Origin of the sequence: Clostridium sp. MB05 (genome assembly GCF_046581255.1) — a bacterium.
In the GTDB taxonomy this organism is placed as follows: domain Bacteria; phylum Bacillota; class Clostridia; order Clostridiales; family Clostridiaceae; genus Clostridium.
Window position 1 is genome coordinate 3,702,256 of the sequence record NZ_CP174370.1, and the last position, 18,439, is coordinate 3,720,694.

Consider the following 18,439-nt stretch of genomic DNA (forward strand, 5'->3'; position numbering starts at 1 on the left):
TTTAATAAAGTCTAACTCCATAATATTTCAATATGGTCTCCTGATTTTAACTTTTCTGTATATCCAACCTTATTTCCATTTAGGAATAAATTTATTATCCCCTTTGCTTCTTTTAAATCAAAATCTATATAGTTAAAAATATCCACAAATATATAATCTTTTTGTCCACTAAGTGTTACTAACTTATTATCAACTGTTACTTTAATCTCATTATAATTTTCATCGTTAGTTTTTTTATCATTTTCTTTTGAATAACTTGTACTTAAAGTTTTATCTACTTCAACAGAAACTTCATTACTCAGTGAATCATTATAATATAATGTTAACTTATCACCTTCATTAACAACATAATCTTCTAATAATTTAATACCATTCTTTTCTATAACTACCTCTTCTTTTATTACATAGTTTTTTATATCCGAAATTGACTTTGGAAGTATTATCTTAATATCATCATCCTCATTTATAAAGTAATCTAAATTAACTATACTATCGTTAGCAAATATTATAGGCTCTAGACTAACTAAATTATTATTTATATATATACTTATACTATTAAACTCCTTTATTTGTTCTACTATTTTAGATTTTGCATCTTTTCCTGTAATAGCATAAGATATTTCTATATCATCTCCAGCCTTAACTCTCTTATCCATACTTTCTAATTTGCCATTAAGTTTTATAATTGGATTTCTTCCTTTTTCACCAAATACGATTCTTTTCACACCATTTAACTTATATCTTAAATTCTTTCCATTTTTCCCTATAAGCATAACTGGATTTATACCTGCTTGAATTATAACATCCATAATAGTGTGATTATGTGAATTAAACATAGTTACTGGACTACCATTTAGAATTACATCTATAAAATCATTTTCACCATTTTTTAAAGCTGTTAATGCAATACCTAAAACTGTAACCCCTGCCGAGCCTAAATTATTATCACTAATACATTCAACTACAGACTTTCTATCCTTTATAGCTATTCTTTGAATTGGCATATTTAATTTATCACTAAGCTCATCAATTATTCCTGGAGTATGTGCTCCACCACCAACTAAAAATAAAGCACTTGGTGATTTATTTACATTTAACTCTATTATCTTTGCAGCTATTCCCTCAGCAATTTTTCTAACTGTTGGCTTTATTAGTTTCTTTATATCCTCTGATTTTATTTTATTTTCTAAACCAAGTATATCAATATATGTTATTTCATCTTCTTTTTCTAAACTTCTTTTTATGTATTCAGCAGTATTAAAATCAACTAAGTACTCTTGAACTATGGCTTCTGTAACTTCATCTCCAGCTTGTGGAACCATTCCATAAGAAGATATGCTTTCTTTAGAGCTTATAGCTATATCTGATGTTCCAGCTCCTATATCAACTAATGCTATATTTAATAGCCTTAAATTTTTAGGAACAACCGCTTCTATTGCAGCTATTGGTTCTAAAGTTAAATTACTTACTCTAAGTCCAACCTTTTTCATAACTGTATATAATGAATCAACTACTGATCTAGGTAAAAAAGTTGCTATTACTTCTACAGAAACATTTTCACCTTTATGTCCAATTAAATTAGATATTACAAATCCATTTAAATAATAGTTTTTTACAGAATACCCAACACAATATAACTTTCCTTCTGTAGTCTTATTTATTTCATTTTCAGCTTTCTTTAGAGCTATTAGTTCTAACTTTCTTACATCTTCCTTTGTTATTTCTTCTTCTGAATCCAATTCCATTTCTCCTTGAGAATTGATTGTTTTTAAAAATCTACCTGCTGCTGCAATAGAAACATTTTCTAATTGGATTCCTATTTCTGCCTCTATATAATCTACTATTTTTTTTACACCTTTAGCTACTAATTCTATGTCATGAATTTGTCCATCTACCATTGCTCTTTCTTCATGCTCTAAGTACTTTTCACATATAACATTAAATCTATTCTCTTCTACTATTCCTACACTTCCAATAATAGATCTTGTTCCTACATCTAGTGCAAATTTAATATCCTTTAAACTTACATTATTCATTTGCTATCACCTCATAATTTACTATCATATATTATCTATTAAAGGTTATCATTATCTTTTAAAAAATTATCTATATCATCTTTTTTTCTAACCTTCTCGAATTTAAGTAGGGCATAATAAACTCCACTTTCTACTGCAAATGTTATAACGAAATAAAGTACAACAAATAATAATATTCCTATTAAAATATAAGCCACTTACAAATCCCCCTTTTATTACCATAATAAGATTATACATCCTAAAAAAAGAATAGTGAACACTTAGTTTATTATTATAATAAGATTATTTTCCATAAGCACCTTTAAAGAGAAACTTTTGCTTAAGTAATCACCAAAATCTATTTTAATTACATCCTTTTCTATTGATAAAACCTTACCATCTCCGTAAGTTCTATGATGAATTATATCGTTAACCTTTATTCCATAATCCTCATTTTTATTTATCTCCTTAAAACCACCTTCAATAACAAATCTAGATATATCTCTAAATCTTCCCCTTTGAGTTTTAGGAGAGAATATATATAAATTATTTATAGCTCTGGTTACAGAAACATAAAATAGTCGTCTTTCTTCTTCTATATTATCTTCCATAGATGATTTATGGGGTATTGTTTCTTCATTTGAATTAATTATAAAAACATTTTTAAATTCCATACCTTTAACACCATGAATTGTACTTAAAATTACTCCTTCTTCTACTTCCTTACTTTCTTCTATTTTTTCTTTTACTCTTTCTACATGTCCAAGTAATTCCATTATTGTTTTAAATCCATCTGCTGCACTTTTAAATTCCTCTAATATTTCTTCTAATTCCTCTATACTTTGTTTATATCTTTCTCCATAATCTTTTAAGTAATCTATATAATTTAATTCAGAAATAATATACTGTATTGCACCAGATAAAGATAACTTATTAAGATAACTTATGTCTCTCTTCAATTCGTTAAGTTTTTTGGCTTGATATGGCGGCGTATCATTTTTTTCTATTAAAATATCAAATGGTGATTTATCTTCAAAGGATCTTCTTATATATTCTAAATTTGATTTGCTAATATATCTAAAGGGTTTATTTATTACTGCTAAAAAATTTTCTTTATCTTTTATATTAATTGCAAGCTTTAAGTATGAAAGCATATCTTTACATATAAAGTGATCAAAAAAATTATATCCTTTATCTAAAAGCACAAATGGAATCTTTCTACGAGTAAATGTATCTATCATGCTTCTAGCCTCCATATTAGTTCTATACAATACTGCATTTTCACTTAAACCATCTATAGATTTCTCTATTATATTACCTATCTCTTCCCCTTGCATTTTTTCATCATATGGAGTATTAAACTTTATTATTCCAATTGAGCTTTTATACGAATGTATAATCTTATTATTTCTACTTTTATTATGCTTTATTATTTCCTTTGAAGCTTCAACTATATTTTCATTACTTCTATAATTAATAGATAAATATATTTTTTTAGCACTTGGAAAATTTTTATCAAAGCTTACCATATATTCAGGTTTAGATCCTCTAAAACTATAAATGCATTGATCCTCATCACCAACAGCAAATAGAGAGTTTTCTTTGTTTATAAGCTTTAAAAATCGCATTTGTAACTCATCACAGTCTTGAAATTCATCAACTAAAATATATTTAAATACGCTTATATACTTATTTAGTACTCTATTATCATTTTCAAATAAATTTATAACCTTTATAGATAAATCATCAAAATCCCAAAATCCATTCTTTGACTTATATTCTTCATACTTGTTAAGACATTCAATAAAAATATCTTTAGCCATAGTTGGAGTAAAGTCTTCAATATTTTTTAATGATGTTTTAAAAAATGAAATATTATTTAAAGCCTCTTTTATTTTATCTTCACTTACATCATCTGAATACTTAGATAATACAGACTTAATTATTCTATGAGAAACTCCTCCCTCAACTATTGATATGTTAAAACCTTCCCTTAAAAGGATTTTATAGAACAATCCATGAAAAGTTCCAAAAAAAGGTGCAATCTCTCTATTAAATACGTTCTTGTACCTATTTTTCATATTATCAGCTGCAGCTCTTGTAAAAGTTATTATTATTATATTTCCTAATTTTACTCTTAACTGATTTACTAAATAATTTACTCTGTTAATTATAACAGTAGTTTTTCCAGATCCTGGTGCAGCAACTACTAATACATTTTTATCTTTTATATATACGGCTTCATCTTGATATTTATCTAAACTAATCTTCATACTGCCTCCTTTTTATCTTATATTATTAACCTTTTTATAGTACAAATAACTATATTGTAATAATTTATGTATAGATGTACAATATATTTATATATTAATGTACTCTATGAATTAATGAATTTACTATTTTGAATGTTATTTATTATAAGAGGAGAAAAACATGGAAAACTTAATTAGATTTGATGTTACTAACGAACGTAATCTTACTATGTTAGTAGATTTTTACGAACTAACAATGGCTAATGGATATTTTAATAAAGAGATCCAAAATAAAATTGCATATTTTGATATGTATTTTAGAAGAGTTCCAGATGGCGGTGGATACTGTATAATGGCTGGTGTAGATCAATTAATACAATATCTAAACAATTTGAAATTTACTGAATCAGATATAGATTATTTAAAAAGTAAAAACTTATTTTCAGAGGAATTTTTAAAATACCTAGAGAACTTTAAATTTGAATGTGATGTTTGGGCAATACCTGAAGGAAACTTCGTTTTTCCAAATCAACCATTAGTAATAGTTAAAGGTCCTGTTGTTCAAGCTCAATTTATAGAAACTATGATACTACTTACTATTAATCATCAAACTCTTATAGCTACTAAAGCTAATAGAATATGTAGAGCTGCTGCTGGTAGAACAGTTATGGAATTTGGTTCTCGTAGAGCTCAAGGATATGATGGTGCAATTTATGGTGCTAGAGCTTCAATAATTGGAGGTTGTGATTCAACAGCATGTACAATTGCTGATAAATATTTTGATGTACCTGCAGTTGGAACAATGGCTCACAGTTGGGTTCAACTATTTGATACAGAGTACGAGGCTTTTAAAGCTTGGGCAGAGGTATATCCTGATAATTGTTCACTTCTCATTGACACATATAATGTATTAAAATCCGGATTACCAAATGCTATAAAAGTATTTGATGAAGTATTAAAACCTATAGGTAAAAGACCTAAGGGAATTAGAATAGATTCTGGAGATATAACTTATTTAACTAAGAAATGTAGGAACCTCTTAGATTCAGCTGGATATCCTGACTGTAAAATAATAGTATCCAACTCATTAGATGAACATATTATAAGAGATGTTTTAAATCAAGGTGCTTGCATAGATTCATTTGGTGTTGGTGAAAGATTAATTACTGCTAAATCAGAGCCTGTTTTCGGTGGCGTTTATAAGCTTGTGGCCGTAGAAAATAATGATAAAATTATTCCTAAAATAAAAATAAGTGAAAATAGCGAAAAAATAACTAACCCAGGCTTTAAAAAGATATATAGAATTTATGATAAAGAGACAAATAATGCAATTGCTGACCTTATAGCTTTAAATCATGAGGCTGTTGATGAATCTAAGCCACTTGAAATATTTCACCCTATAGAAACTTGGAAAAGAAAGTTAGTTACTAACTTTTATGTTAAAGATTTAATGGTTAAAATTTTTGATAAAGGATCTCAAGTTTATACTAGTCCTTCCGTTTTAGAAATAAAAGAGTTTTCAAAAAGTGAAAGTCTAAGGATGTGGCCTGAAATATTAAGATTTGAGAATCCTCATACTTATTATGTTGATTTATCTAGTGAATTATGGACATTAAAACAAGACCTACTTCATAAATGTATAAAATAAAAGAGTGCTTATGCACTCTTTTTAATAATTAATAACTTTTTCATTCATATCATAATTTAAATATCTATCTTGTGAATAAAATAAGTCTTCATCCATATTATCAACAAATGTTACTTTATTATTTGAAGATAAAAATTCCTTAAATGGACATGGTTCACTTTCATTACTTACCGAATGCATTGGACATGCATTGTAGCAACCTACTTTTTCTTTATTGGTTGACCAAAATGGACACTTACTCATAACTTCCCCTCCCAATACCCAATACGTGAAAACGAAATCAGAATTTTCTTATATTATAGTACATCTTTTTGGTAAAAGAAAGTGTTTTCTGGATATTTTTGAAAAGAAATTATCGACTTAATTCCCTATATTTTTACTCCACTCAATAGAACCACAATATACATCCCATAGTAACCCTTGCTTAATTTTTAATTTATTACATTGAATTCTTATATTATCATTATCTAATATTTCGTAAGCTAAGGCTAATCCTAATATACTTCTTAAAAAATTTTCTTCTCCCATTAAGGCATTTTTTATTTCTACATTAACAGGTAGGTTTTCTACAACATATTCAATATCTTTTTCCATCATTAGATGCAAATTAGAGAATAATCCAACCATAAATGCTGATGCCCTATCTTTAGGCGATAATATATTAGCTATTCCCTCACAAAATTTTGCACGTATTACTATGTTTTTTGCATATTCATCATTTTTTCCTGATGAAATCTCTACAACTGATAAAATTGATAACCACTTTCTAAGCTCTTCTTTCCCTATTAAGATAATAGCTTGCTTTATAGATTTTATTTCCTGAAGAAAATTAAAATAAGATGAATTTATAAATCTTAAAAACTTATATGTAAGTGCAATATCAGTCTTCATTATATATTCTACCTTGTCTAAATCATAATCTTCTCTTATTAATTCCACTAATATATTAAAAATACTAGTATTTTTAATTGCAATATCTTTCCCTAAAAATATAGATGGTTTACTATAATAATACCCTTGGAAATAATCAAATCCTAACTCTTTTGCTTCCTCTAAGTCTTCTAATGTTTCTATCTTTTCCGCTAACATCTTAATATTATTTTTTTTACATATAAATGCTATCTTTTTTCTTGATTCCCTTGAAGAAAGTATAAAATCAACCTTTACTATATCTATAACTCCAATAAAATTTGTAACATGATTTTCATCTACCACATCATCTAATGCTATATAATATCCAATATCTTTCAATAAGAGCAGCTTTTCTATTATTTCTTCAGATGGATACACTGTTTCTAATATTTCTATCACTACTTTTTCCTTCGGTAATAATGTAGCAATATCTTTTTCTATTAGCTTCTCTGGGAAATTAACAAAAGCTTTCTTATTGTCAGTTAATGTATCAAGTCCAAATGAAGATATATTTTCTATTACTTTATATGTAGCTACTTCATCCTCTATAGATTCATTAAAGCTATTTTTTAATGAATTTCTATAAAGCAATTCATAAGCTATTACTTTTTCTTCTACATCGTATATTCCTTGCCTTGCTATAAAAATATCCATTTTCTCATCCTCAATTATTAATTTATAATAATTATATAATAATACTATTCAATTTTAAAGAATGCATTACATTTTTTATAAAATTAAAAAAGGAGATTACTCTCCTTTTTTATCTTTTGCAATGGCTACTATTTTTAACTACTGATATATTTATTATTTCATTTGTAAATGCTTTAAGAAGTGCTTTTTCTAAAACCATCTCTTGATCAAAATTTTCTATATCTCTACATTCTGCAAATACTTTATTTAATTCACCATCTAAGTTTCTATATGTTAAAGTTACATATGGTTTGTCATATTCAACTTTAACTATTTTCAATCCCCATGATATTTGGGCATAATCTCCATCTGTTGTAAGCTGTGTTAGTTCTCTTAATTTAACTTTTTCCTCTGAAGCATTACTAATTACAATTAATTCGTCACCAACCTTATATTTTGACATTCCAATTCCTCCTCATAAATATTTTATATTTATTATATATTATTGCTAATTTTTATGATATTATTATTTCATACTTTTTAAATATGATAATTTTATAAGTTGTTAATTTATTAACAATCTCAACATTATATTATCATATTAAATTTAGAATTACAATACTTATTAAGAAGATTTTGTTATAAAATATGAAATTTTCTAATAATTAATATTTATTATTTATTAGTATTTGCTACTAAAAAATACATATTGACTTATAACATTTTCTATTATATAATTGTAGAAAGAATATAAAAGGATGGTGTATTATGGAGAATATAACTTCTATCTTTAGAGAAAAGAAACTTAAACTTACTCCCCAAAGATTAGCAGTTTATAAATATTTAATGAGTACAAATGAACATCCTTCTGCAGAAATTATATACAAAGCACTTCAACCTGAATATCCTACTATGAGTTTAGCTACAGTTTATAAAGCATTAAAGACTTTAGTAGAAGTTAACTTAGTTCAAGAAATTAATGTTGGTGAAGGTAATTTTAGATATGATGCTAATTCACATGAACATGCTCATATTCAGTGTATAAACTGTAGTAAGGTAAATGATTTAGAAAACGTATCATTTTCTACTCTTAATCGTACTGCTGAGGAGTGCTCAGAATATAAAGTTTTATCAAACAAAATATTCTTTTACGGATTATGTAAAGATTGTCAATAAGTAATTAAGCTAGAAATTTTAATTAATTTCTAGCTTTTTATTTATATTGAATTAATTACTAATCACCTTCATATAATAAAATGAGGTGATTGTATGTCAAAGTTTATAATTATAAAAAAAAATAAAGTATTATCTTATATACTAACTTTTCTGATACTTTTTGTATTAGTTTCATCTACTTATTTTTTTGTTAAAGATTCTGCTTCAATTCAAACTATAACTCCATTAACTTCTAAAAATGATACTGATTTTGATTTAAATGGTGATGGTGAAAGTGATAAATTTGAAATATCTAAGGAAAGTAATAGCTACATATTAAATATAAAAATTAAAGATAAAAATTATTCACTAGTTAATAGATATGGTTCAAAATTACTTGGAGATTCCCTTTCAAAATGGCCTATGAAAGTTGATATGATTGATTTATCTAGAAATAATATACCTGAGGTAATCGCTAGATTATCCAAAGACAAAACTCCAATTAATTATGTATTTTCATGGAATGGATCCGAATTTATAAATACTTTTGTGTCCAATGATAATATAATAGGAATATTAGACTCTAACAACAATAAAACGCCTAGATTGCTATCTTTATCTTCTAGTAAAGGAGATGAGTCTACAAAGGGATTTATGTTTTTAGGAGAATATTTAAAAGATATAACATTTTCAAAGCCCAAGGTCCCCGGTCTTTCATCTATTCAAGGATTTATAGATATAATCGAAGCACCTTACGAACTCTCCGAAGCTCCTAACATTTTTACTTCAAATATTAAAAGCACCGAACTGGCAACACTATGGGGGCTAGATAAAGAAAATTTTAGATACTCTTTTCAAAATGGATATTTTACTGATTTTAAATGGGATACTAACGGAAATTCCTTAGGAATTAATTGGATATTATCATTTGAATGTGTTAAAAATACAAATGATTCATCTTCTGTTAAAGAGTTAGTGCTCTATTTAACTGTTCAAGAAGACGGCTATGGTTCTCTTAAAATATCCTCAATAAAAAAATTATGAAATTAAAAGGCCGCTATTAGCGGCCTAAAAGGGGGATGGGGGGGTTTAGCTTAAATGAAGATTTCTCTTCATTTGCTATAGGAGAATACTTCTCCGGTACAGTAATATTCTTTACATAATACTATTTTTTTATACTCTTTAAAGTCATTATTTGAAACTTCATTTAAAATGCCCATTATTATATGCTTCTATTACCTTATCTAAAAATATAGCTTTCTTAGAGTCAACTATGCTCTTTATAGCGACTAACATCTGTATGTTCTCATCATAATATATTGACTCATCTCTTGAATTATTATTTTCTTCATTTGCTATGTTTAAATTATTATCATTTTCTGAATTTAGATTATTAAAATTTAGATTTTGAGAATTATTATTTCCTAAATTAAATCCTCCCATGCCTAAATTGTTCATCATGCCTTGTAGTGACCCTAAGTCAAATCCAATTCTATTACTTGTACTGCTTCCTTTATTGGGTGCATTATTTCCTAGTTGTCCTAGGTTAAAATTATTTAAATCTAATCCATCCATCTTCATAGATGAAAGCATATTGCCGATTTGACCCATATCTATATTGCCCCCTAACATACTCATAAGCTGAGCAGGATTTATACCAAATGGAGCATTATTAATTCTATTGCTAGAATTCTCATTATTTATTCTCTCCCCTTTATGTCTATTCTTCTTTTTTGACATCTAGGTTCCTCCTATTAAATCTCTGTTGATTTATTATATGTAAAACTATCTAATATGTTTATGATTTTGAACATTTTTTTGGAGGGCAGTGCCCTCCATCCTCTATACTAGTAGCCGAATCCATCTCCACCAAATAAGTTTCCGAAACAATCTCCACATAGTAAGAATAATAAAATTATTAAGAATGAACAATTATTATTTAAAACACCTGAACCACATGCTATTAATAAGAATATTATAGGTGCAACACAACTGTTTACTCCACTAAATACATTTCCACTTCCACAGCATGATACTGGTTCACAACAGCAGCATTCATATTTTTCTCCATGATGTTTTTTTGACATGACTATCTCTCCTTTCTAATTTAAATTAGCAGCATCCGCTAAATGCATTTCCGTTTCCGCAGCTTCCAAAGTTGTTAAAACCTGAACAACCGTTGCAAAGGAATAGAATTACTAGTAAGAATAGATAAGATGAGCAGCTTCCACTTCCACTTCCAGTGCCATATCCTCCATATCCTCCGCCACCATCACAACAGCATGGCTCACAACAAGATTCATGTTTCATTTCTTTCTTACAGCAACACATCATTTTATTTCCTCTACCAAATCCTCCACTATAGAATAGTATTAAAAGAATCCATATCCAACTTCCGAATCCACAACCAAATCCGCCGCCAAATCCGTTGCCAAATCCGCTACAGCTAGATCCTGAACTAGTACATGTTGTTGGTGATATGCCGCTTGTAGTACTATCGCTAAAGTCACATGAATTTAAACCATTTAGAATTTCATTCATTTCCATAACTTACTCCTCCTTGGGATTTTTAGTTTTTTATTTTTATAATATATACTATTCTCTCGAATAATAATTGCCACTGTTTTTTATTGTAATATTTTAAATTTTTAACAATAAAAAAGGAGTTATAGAATTATCTATAAGCTCCTTAAATAATATTACTAAATTTCTATTTCTTTATTCTCAATTATATCTCTAAAAAGATTATCTATTAACTCATCTTTTCCCTTCTTATTTACTGAAGAAAAGAAATATAACTTATCATCTTTTGTTAATTTTAATGTATCTCTAATTACTTTTTCGCTTTTTCTTAAATCATTATTAGAAAGTTTATCACTTTTAGTAGCTATAACAACTTCATCATACCCATAAAATTTAATCCACTCATGCATTTGTATATCGTCTGCTGTTGGTTTATGTCTAGAATCTACTAAAAGAACTACTCTTTTTAATTCATCCCTACCATTTAAATATGTTTCAATAGTCTTTCCCCAACTTGCCTTTTCTGTTTTTGAAACCTTAGCATACCCATATCCAGGTAAATCTACTAAATAAAATTCATCTCCGTTTATTATAAAGAAGTTTATTAATCTTGTTTTACCAGGTGTTTGACTAACCTTCGCAAGTTTTTTTCTGTTAGTTATAGCATTTATTATAGAACTTTTCCCAACATTAGAACGTCCTACAAAAGCTACTTCTGGTAAACCTGTTATAGGATATTGCTCTCTTTTAACTGCAGATATAACAAAATCTGAGTTTTTAATTTTAATCAATAGTATCAACTCCAATTATAGCTTTATTTAATACATCATTAACATGATCCACTGCAATGATATTAAGCTTATTTTTTATTGTTGCAGGTATTTTAATTAAATCTTTTTCATTTTCTTTTGGAATTATTATAGTATCAATTCCAGCTCTAAATGCTGCTATTGACTTTTCTTTTAATCCACCTATAGCAAGTACTCTTCCTGTTAAAGTAACTTCTCCAGTCATAGCTACATTACTTCTTACTTTTTTGTTTGTTAATGCTGAAACAATAGAGGTAATTATAGTAACACCTGCTGAAGGTCCATCCTTCTTTATAGAGCCTTCTGGGAAATGTATATGAATATCCGTGTTCTTATAGAATTCCTCATCAATTCCATATTTCACTGAATTAGCTCTTACAAATCCAAATGCAATTTTTGCTGATTCTTGCATAACATCACCTAGTTGCCCTGTAAGTATTAATTTACCTGTTCCTTTCATAATTACAGATTCAACTGGCAATGTATCACCACCAGCTGCAGTCCACGCCATTCCTTTTACTACTCCAACTCTATCTTCTTTTTCTTTTATATCAAATGTATAAATTTTACTTCCTAGATATTTTTCTATTCTATTAGCAGATATAGATATAGTTTTTTTATTATTCTTTATCATTTCAGTAAGAGTTTTTCTAATTAATTTTCCTAAAACTCTTTCTAAACTTCTTACACCAGCTTCTCTAGTATAGCAATTTATAATTTCTTTAATTGCACTCTCTGATACTTTAAATTGCTCTGATGTTAGTTTATGCTCTTTTAGTAGCTTAGGTACAAGATAATCTTTGGCTATATAGTATTTTTCCTCATAAGTGTAACCTGATACCTCTATAATCTCCATCCTATCTAAAAGTGGCGCTGGTATTGTATCTAGTGAATTTGCTGTAGTTATAAATAATACTTTAGATAAATCCATATCTAGCTCTAAATAATGGTCTCTAAAAGTATTGTTTTGTTCGCTATCTAGTACTTCTAAAAGTGCATCTGAAACATTTCCTCTATGGTCTGATCCTAATTTATCTATTTCATCTAATAAAATAAGTGGATTGTTAACCTTAGCTTCCTTTAAAACATAAGCTAATCTTCCTGGAATTGCTCCAACATAAGTTTTTCTATGCCCTCTTATTTCAGCTTCGTCTCTAACTCCACCTAAGGACATTCTAGCAAATTTTCTATTTGTTGCATTAGCTATTGATTTAGCTATTGATGTCTTACCAACACCCGGTGGTCCAACCAAACATACTATAGGTCCTTTTAAGCTATTAGTATATTGTTTAACAGCTAAATACTCTACTATTCTTTCCTTTACTTCTTCTAATCCATAATGATCATTATCTAAAATCTTCTCTGCTTCTTTAATATCAAAATTGTCCTTTGTTGATTTATTCCAAGGTATATCTAATATCCAATCTAGATAAGTTCTTATAACATTACTTTCTGAACCTTGCCCTGATGTAGCTTTTAATCTTGATAATTCACTTTCAACCTTTTCTTTTACATGCTTAGGTAGCTTAGCTTTCTTTATTCTTTCTTCATATTTAGAAATTTCCTTCTTATCATCATCTTCTTCTCCAATTTCCTCTTGAAGAACTCTTATTTGCTCTCTTATATAATACTCTTTTTGTGATTTATCAACACTTTCTCTAAGCTTTTTACCTATTTTCTTCTCAACATTAAGTATTTCAATTTCATTTTCTATTATAACTAATAACTTTTCTATTCTCTTAATACAATCTATTTCTTGTAATATATCTTGTTTTTTATCTTCATCAAAAATTACATAAGATGCAACTACATCTATTAATTCACTATAGTTTTTTATACTATCAAAAATAGATATTACATTATTTTTTATATTTCCTGAAGCCTTCATATAATTATTAAAACTCTTTTTAAGAGTTTTAATATAAGCCTCAATATCTTCATACTCATCGTTAGAAGGTTCTTCTATTCTTTCTACACAAACTTGTAGGTATTGTTTCTCTGTATCTAACCCTTTAATTTCTCCTCTATCTGTACCCTCTACTAGCACTCTTATTATATCGTTAGGTAACTTTATTATTTGTTTAATCTTACATATAGTTCCTATATTATAAATATCCCCAATAGACGGTTCCTCTAATTCATAATCCTTTTGAGTTGCTAAGAATATATCTGTTTGATTTTCTATAGCTGCTTCTATAGCTGCTTTAGATTTTTCTCTTCCTACATCAAAATGTATTATCATATTAGGAAAAATACTAATTCCCCTTAGAGGAATCAAAGGCAGAGTTATTAATTGTTCACTCATTTATTCCCATCCTCCTTGTATTATTATGTAACTTTTATAGTATACACATAAAATTATTATTTTTCAATCTATTTGAACTAAGTAATACCTAATAATTTACTTTTCTATTTAAAATAAATGATATTAATTATTATTATAGATTTATTAATATTATAATACATAGTTGAAATTTAGCAATGGACAATAATGTTAAATGAAAATTTAGTATTTTTTATTAGAAATTTAAAGAAAAAAATCTGTTGCTTTTTCAACAGATTTTTTCTTTAAATTTAATTATTTTCTCCCTTAGCAGATAATATATCTAGATTATTGTTAACTACTAACTCTTCTGATATTGATTCTTTTATTATTACTTCTTCTATTACCTTATTTAAATTTTTTACTGGTATTACTTTTATGTCTTTTATATCTTTAAAATTATCTTGCCAATTCTCTATTGGTATAATCACTTTAGTTGCTCCTGCTTTTTGTGCTGCACATATTTTAGCTCCTGCTCCACCTATTGGTTTAACTTCTCCTAAAAGACTTATTTCACCAGTCATTGCAACCTTATTATCTATTTTAATTTTATTTACAGCACTATATATAGCAGTTGCTATTGTTACACCTGCTGATGGACCATCTACAGGCATTCCACCAGGAATATTTATATGTATATCATAATTTTCACATTCTAAATTAAATATATTATTTAACACTGTAAGAACATTTTGTATGGATGAGTAAGCTGTGCTTTTTCTTTTAATCTTTCTATTATTACTACTTATTTCTTCTTCTTCAACAATTCCAGTAACCTTTAAATTTCCTATTCTATGTGATACCCTTTTAGCTGTTGCTTCTATTTCCATTAATATTCCTATATTAGCACCGTGAACAGCTAACCCATTTACGACTCCTACTTCTGGTTTTTCCCTTATTCTCTTGTCAGGAATCTGTGTGTAGTTTCCATTTTCTATAACCCATTGTATATCATCTATATTTATATCGTTTCTATTTTCATTCATTGCAACTCCGGACGAAAGTTGTATTAAATTAACAACATCCCTACCGTTAGTACAATATTTTGAAATTAAGTCTAAGCATTTATCATTTATATCTAATCCTATTTTGTTAGCTGCATTTTTTGCTATTGTCCTAATTTCTTCTGGATGAAGTGATCTAAAAAATATTTCAACACATCTTGATCTTATTGCTGGAACTATTTCTTCCGGACTTCTTGTTGTTGCGCCTATTAATCTAAAATCTGCTGGTAATCCATTATCAAATATTTCTTTTATGTAATCTGGCATATTGGGATTTTCACTACTATAATAAGAGCTATCTAAAAATACTTTTCTATCTTCTAATACTTTTAATAGCTTATTTAACTCAATTGGATGTAATTCTCCTATTTCATCCATAAATAGGATGCCCCCATGAGCTTTTGTAACTGCCCCAGGCTTTGGTTGAGGTATTCCTGCAATACCTAATGACCCTGCCCCTTGATATATTGGATCATGTACTGAACCAATTAAAGGATCTGCTATTCCTCTTTCATCAAACCTTATTGTTGTTGCATCTATTTCTATAAACTTTGCTTCCTTCTTAAAAGGAGATTTTTCCATTTTTTTAGCTTCTTCTAATACCAATCTAGCTGCTGCTGTTTTTCCAACCCCTGGTGGCCCATATATTATAACATGTTGCGGATTTTGTCCGCATAAAGCAGCTTTCAATGCTTTTATTCCATTTTCTTGACCAACTATTTCTTCAAACTTACTTGGTCTACTCTTTTCTGTTAATGGTTGGGTTAATTGAATGCTCCTCATTTTATTTAACTTATCCATCTCTTTTATGTTTTCTTTCTCTATAACAACTTTATTATTACTATGTCCTTTATTGTTATTAACCATATAATATATAAACACTAGCATTGTTGTTATTTGTAATACTACTAATACTTCGGTCATAAATTTTGCATTAAACTTTTAAAAAGTAAATGCGTCCCTCCCTTCTCTTAATCATATACATATTATTAACTTAATCATAAGTTAATATTCTATAAAAAAAGGATTAATTACCATGATTTTTCTCCAAAATATTATGTTTTATAAGTTTTATATAAAATAAAAAACATCCTAAAGTTAATTATTAACAATAAGATGTTTTTATATTAGGCAGTTTCTATGCCTTTTCTTTTTTTAGTTTTCTTAGCTTTTAGTTGAGGTCTTACTTCCCCTTCTACTAATCTAACTATTTCTGGTTGTCTTTTATCTTTTATGCAACCTTCATCTATAATTACCTTAGATATAGTTTCATCGGAAGGAATATCAAACATAACTTCTGTCATCATTTCCTCTACTATAGATCTTAAGCCTCTGGCTCCTGTCTTTCTTTCAATAGCCTCATTAGCTATTGCCTTTAATGCATCCTCAGTAAAATCTAGCTCAACATTATCTATTTCAAATAACTTTCTATACTGTTTAACTAAAGCATTCTTAGGCTGAGTTAATATATTTATTAAAGCATTGTTATCCAATGATTCTAAAGTTACTACTACAGGTAATCTACCTACAAACTCCGGTATAAGACCAAATTTCAATAAGTCACTTGGCATTATATCTTTAAGTAACTTACCTACATCTTTAGTTTGCTTAGATGCTATATTTGCTCCAAACCCCATAGAACTTGTTTGAGTTCTCTTTTCTATTATTTTATCTACTCCATCAAATGCTCCTCCACAAATAAATAATATATTTGCTGTATTTATTTGAAGAAACTCTTGATGTGGATGCTTTCTTCCTCCTTGTGGAGGTACTGAAGCTGTAGTTCCTTCTAATATCTTTAATAAGGCTTGTTGAACACCTTCTCCGGAAACATCTCTAGTAATAGATGGATTCTCTGACTTTCTAGCAATTTTATCTATTTCATCTATATAAATTATTCCTTTTTCTGCTCTTTCTATATCATAGTCTGCATTTTGAATTAATTTTAATAGAATATTTTCTACATCTTCCCCTACATATCCAGCCTCTGTTAATGTGGTTGCATCTGCAATTGCAAATGGAACATTTAAAAATTTAGCTAATGTTTGAGCTAAAAGAGTTTTACCGGAACCTGTAGGACCTAATAAAAGTATGTTACTCTTTTGTAATTCAATATCATCATCTACCATATTTGAGTTTATTCTTTTATAGTGATTATAAACTGCAACAGATAGTGATTTCTTAGCTTTTTCTTGACCAATTACATACTGGTCTAAATAGTTTTTTATTTCATTTGGCTTTGGAACTGTTGATGTATCTAATTCAATACCTTCTTCAAATTCATCTGCTATTATTTCTGAGCACAAATCTATACATTCATCACATATATATACACCAGGTCCAGCTATTAATCTTTTAACTTGTTCTTGATTCTTTCCACAGAAAGAACATTTCAGTTGTTTCTTATCGTCATATTTAGCCATAAATTCACCTCACTTAGGTTAAGATAGAACTATATTTTGTTGCTACCTTTATCATTTTTAGTAATCACTTTATCTACTAACCCATAATTCATAGCTTCTTCTGCTGACATAAAATAATCTCTTTCAACATCTGCTTTGATTTTCTCTAGAGGCTGATTAGTATTTTCACTTAATATCTTATTTAATGATTCCTTAATTTTTAATATTCTCTTAGCGTGTATATCAAAGTCTGTTGCTTGACCTTGGAATCCACCTAGAGGTTGATGAATCATAATTTCGCTATTAGGTAATGCAAATCTTTTTCCTTTTGCTCCAGATGAAAGTAAAAATGATCCCATTGAAGCTGCCATGCCTATGCATATAGTAGATACATCCGGCTTAATATATTGCATTGTATCATAAATAGCCATTCCTGCTGTTATTGACCCTCCTGGACTATTTATGTAAATGTATATATCCTTATCTGGATCTTCACTTTCTAAAAATAATAATTGAGCTACTACTAAGTTAGAAATGCTATCATTAATTTCTCCACTTAACATAATTATTCTATCTTTTAATAATCTTGAAAAAATATCATAAGATCTTTCTCCCCTGCTAGTTTGCTCTACAACCATAGGAACTAAACTCATTCTTTATTCCCTCCTTCTCTATTTTCTACCTTCTTTTATAATATATCCATATTAATAAAAAACTAATTATATTAAATTATATAAAATTTTATTTATTTTGTTAATGGATA

The 18,439-nt window shown here is 27.9% G+C and carries 17 protein-coding genes; 3 read left to right on the forward strand and 14 right to left on the reverse strand.

Annotation, left to right across the window (positions count from 1 at the left end):
• Positions 1–11: 11 nt before the first annotated feature.
• From ACH36K_RS17380 to ACH36K_RS17390, 3 genes are all read right to left on the reverse strand, one after another.
• Complete coding sequence (locus ACH36K_RS17380) at positions 12–2,036, reverse strand: cell division protein FtsA (protein WP_411168849.1); 2,025 nt, start codon at positions 2,034–2,036, stop codon at positions 12–14.
• Positions 2,037–2,074: 38 nt separating this feature from the next.
• Positions 2,075–2,233, reverse strand: a complete 159-nt coding sequence (locus tag ACH36K_RS17385) for a hypothetical protein (protein WP_411168850.1) — start codon at positions 2,231–2,233, stop codon at positions 2,075–2,077.
• Between the two features lie 63 nt (positions 2,234–2,296).
• Entirely contained in the window at positions 2,297–4,288 is a 1,992-nt protein-coding gene (locus ACH36K_RS17390) for an ATP-dependent helicase (protein WP_411168851.1), read from the reverse strand.
• Between the two features lie 160 nt (positions 4,289–4,448).
• Between ACH36K_RS17390 and ACH36K_RS17395 the strand changes: the two genes are divergently transcribed.
• On the forward strand, positions 4,449–5,915 hold the full coding sequence (locus ACH36K_RS17395; protein ID WP_411168852.1) for a nicotinate phosphoribosyltransferase: 1,467 nt from the start codon (positions 4,449–4,451) through the stop codon (positions 5,913–5,915).
• A gap of 21 nt (positions 5,916–5,936) precedes the next feature.
• Here the strand turns inward: ACH36K_RS17395 and ACH36K_RS17400 are convergent, their stop codons facing one another.
• The 3 genes from ACH36K_RS17400 to ACH36K_RS17410 all read right to left on the reverse strand — a co-directional run bounded on the left by ACH36K_RS17400 (position 5,937) and on the right by ACH36K_RS17410 (position 7,923).
• A complete protein-coding gene (locus ACH36K_RS17400) occupies positions 5,937–6,158 on the reverse strand; it encodes a hypothetical protein (protein ID WP_322379512.1) in 222 nt (73 codons plus the stop codon).
• A gap of 117 nt (positions 6,159–6,275) precedes the next feature.
• Positions 6,276–7,481 carry an EAL and HDOD domain-containing protein gene (locus ACH36K_RS17405; protein WP_411168853.1) on the reverse strand — a complete coding sequence of 402 codons (1,206 nt, stop codon included), beginning with the start codon at positions 7,479–7,481 and terminating at the stop codon, positions 6,276–6,278.
• A 109-nt stretch (positions 7,482–7,590) separates the two neighbouring features.
• Positions 7,591–7,923: a hypothetical protein gene (locus ACH36K_RS17410; RefSeq protein ID WP_411168854.1), complete on the reverse strand. Its 333-nt coding sequence runs from the start codon at positions 7,921–7,923 to the stop codon at positions 7,591–7,593.
• A gap of 305 nt (positions 7,924–8,228) precedes the next feature.
• On the opposite strand from ACH36K_RS17410, the gene ACH36K_RS17415 reads away from it, so the two are divergent.
• Both ACH36K_RS17415 and ACH36K_RS17420 read left to right on the forward strand, forming a co-directional pair.
• Positions 8,229–8,636 carry a Fur family transcriptional regulator gene (locus ACH36K_RS17415; protein WP_411168855.1) on the forward strand — a complete coding sequence of 136 codons (408 nt, stop codon included), beginning with the start codon at positions 8,229–8,231 and terminating at the stop codon, positions 8,634–8,636.
• Positions 8,637–8,729: 93 nt separating this feature from the next.
• A complete protein-coding gene (locus ACH36K_RS17420; protein WP_411168856.1) occupies positions 8,730–9,659 on the forward strand; it encodes a hypothetical protein in 930 nt (309 codons plus the stop codon).
• Between the two features lie 159 nt (positions 9,660–9,818).
• Here the strand turns inward: ACH36K_RS17420 and ACH36K_RS17425 are convergent, their stop codons facing one another.
• The 8 genes from ACH36K_RS17425 to clpP form a co-directional block, all read right to left on the reverse strand.
• On the reverse strand, positions 9,819–10,355 hold the full coding sequence (locus ACH36K_RS17425) for a hypothetical protein (protein ID WP_411168857.1): 537 nt from the start codon (positions 10,353–10,355) through the stop codon (positions 9,819–9,821).
• 107 nt (positions 10,356–10,462) lie between these two features.
• Positions 10,463–10,702 (reverse strand): hypothetical protein, encoded by a 240-nt coding sequence (locus ACH36K_RS17430; RefSeq protein WP_411168858.1) that lies wholly within the window; start codon positions 10,700–10,702, stop codon positions 10,463–10,465.
• Positions 10,703–10,727: 25 nt separating this feature from the next.
• Positions 10,728–11,162, reverse strand: a complete 435-nt coding sequence (locus ACH36K_RS17435) for a hypothetical protein (protein WP_411168859.1) — start codon at positions 11,160–11,162, stop codon at positions 10,728–10,730.
• A gap of 155 nt (positions 11,163–11,317) precedes the next feature.
• Entirely contained in the window at positions 11,318–11,926 is a 609-nt protein-coding gene (gene yihA / locus ACH36K_RS17440; protein WP_411170726.1) for a ribosome biogenesis GTP-binding protein YihA/YsxC, read from the reverse strand.
• Positions 11,922–14,252 carry an endopeptidase La gene (gene lon / locus ACH36K_RS17445; RefSeq protein ID WP_411168860.1) on the reverse strand — a complete coding sequence of 777 codons (2,331 nt, stop codon included), beginning with the start codon at positions 14,250–14,252 and terminating at the stop codon, positions 11,922–11,924. Before lon ends, yihA begins: the two co-directional genes overlap by 5 nt.
• A gap of 269 nt (positions 14,253–14,521) precedes the next feature.
• On the reverse strand, positions 14,522–16,198 hold the full coding sequence (lonB, locus tag ACH36K_RS17450) for an ATP-dependent protease LonB (protein WP_411168861.1): 1,677 nt from the start codon (positions 16,196–16,198) through the stop codon (positions 14,522–14,524).
• A 203-nt stretch (positions 16,199–16,401) separates the two neighbouring features.
• Entirely contained in the window at positions 16,402–17,697 is a 1,296-nt protein-coding gene (gene clpX / locus ACH36K_RS17455) for an ATP-dependent Clp protease ATP-binding subunit ClpX (RefSeq protein ID WP_411168862.1), read from the reverse strand.
• Between the two features lie 29 nt (positions 17,698–17,726).
• Positions 17,727–18,329, reverse strand: coding sequence for an ATP-dependent Clp endopeptidase proteolytic subunit ClpP (clpP, locus tag ACH36K_RS17460; RefSeq protein ID WP_411168863.1), 603 nt, complete (start codon positions 18,327–18,329; stop codon positions 17,727–17,729).
• Positions 18,330–18,439: the final 110 nt, after the last annotated feature.

Coding starts and splice junctions, on each gene's coding strand:
- ACH36K_RS17380 (WP_411168849.1), bottom strand. CDS start 2,036: ATGAATAATGTAAGTTTAAAGGATATTAAATTTGCACTAGATGTAGGA.
- ACH36K_RS17390 (WP_411168851.1), bottom strand. CDS start 4,288: ATGAAGATTAGTTTAGATAAATATCAAGATGAAGCCGTATATATAAAA.
- ACH36K_RS17395 (WP_411168852.1), top strand. CDS start 4,449: ATGGAAAACTTAATTAGATTTGATGTTACTAACGAACGTAATCTTACT.
- ACH36K_RS17400 (WP_322379512.1), bottom strand. CDS start 6,158: ATGAGTAAGTGTCCATTTTGGTCAACCAATAAAGAAAAAGTAGGTTGC.
- ACH36K_RS17405 (WP_411168853.1), bottom strand. CDS start 7,481: ATGGATATTTTTATAGCAAGGCAAGGAATATACGATGTAGAAGAAAAA.
- ACH36K_RS17410 (WP_411168854.1), bottom strand. CDS start 7,923: ATGTCAAAATATAAGGTTGGTGACGAATTAATTGTAATTAGTAATGCT.
- ACH36K_RS17415 (WP_411168855.1), top strand. CDS start 8,229: ATGGAGAATATAACTTCTATCTTTAGAGAAAAGAAACTTAAACTTACT.
- ACH36K_RS17420 (WP_411168856.1), top strand. CDS start 8,730: ATGTCAAAGTTTATAATTATAAAAAAAAATAAAGTATTATCTTATATA.
- ACH36K_RS17425 (WP_411168857.1), bottom strand. CDS start 10,355: ATGTCAAAAAAGAAGAATAGACATAAAGGGGAGAGAATAAATAATGAG.
- ACH36K_RS17430 (WP_411168858.1), bottom strand. CDS start 10,702: ATGTCAAAAAAACATCATGGAGAAAAATATGAATGCTGCTGTTGTGAA.
- ACH36K_RS17435 (WP_411168859.1), bottom strand. CDS start 11,162: ATGGAAATGAATGAAATTCTAAATGGTTTAAATTCATGTGACTTTAGC.
- lon (WP_411168860.1), bottom strand. CDS start 14,252: ATGAGTGAACAATTAATAACTCTGCCTTTGATTCCTCTAAGGGGAATT.
- lonB (WP_411168861.1), bottom strand. CDS start 16,198: ATGACCGAAGTATTAGTAGTATTACAAATAACAACAATGCTAGTGTTT.
- clpX (WP_411168862.1), bottom strand. CDS start 17,697: ATGGCTAAATATGACGATAAGAAACAACTGAAATGTTCTTTCTGTGGA.
- clpP (WP_411168863.1), bottom strand. CDS start 18,329: ATGAGTTTAGTTCCTATGGTTGTAGAGCAAACTAGCAGGGGAGAAAGA.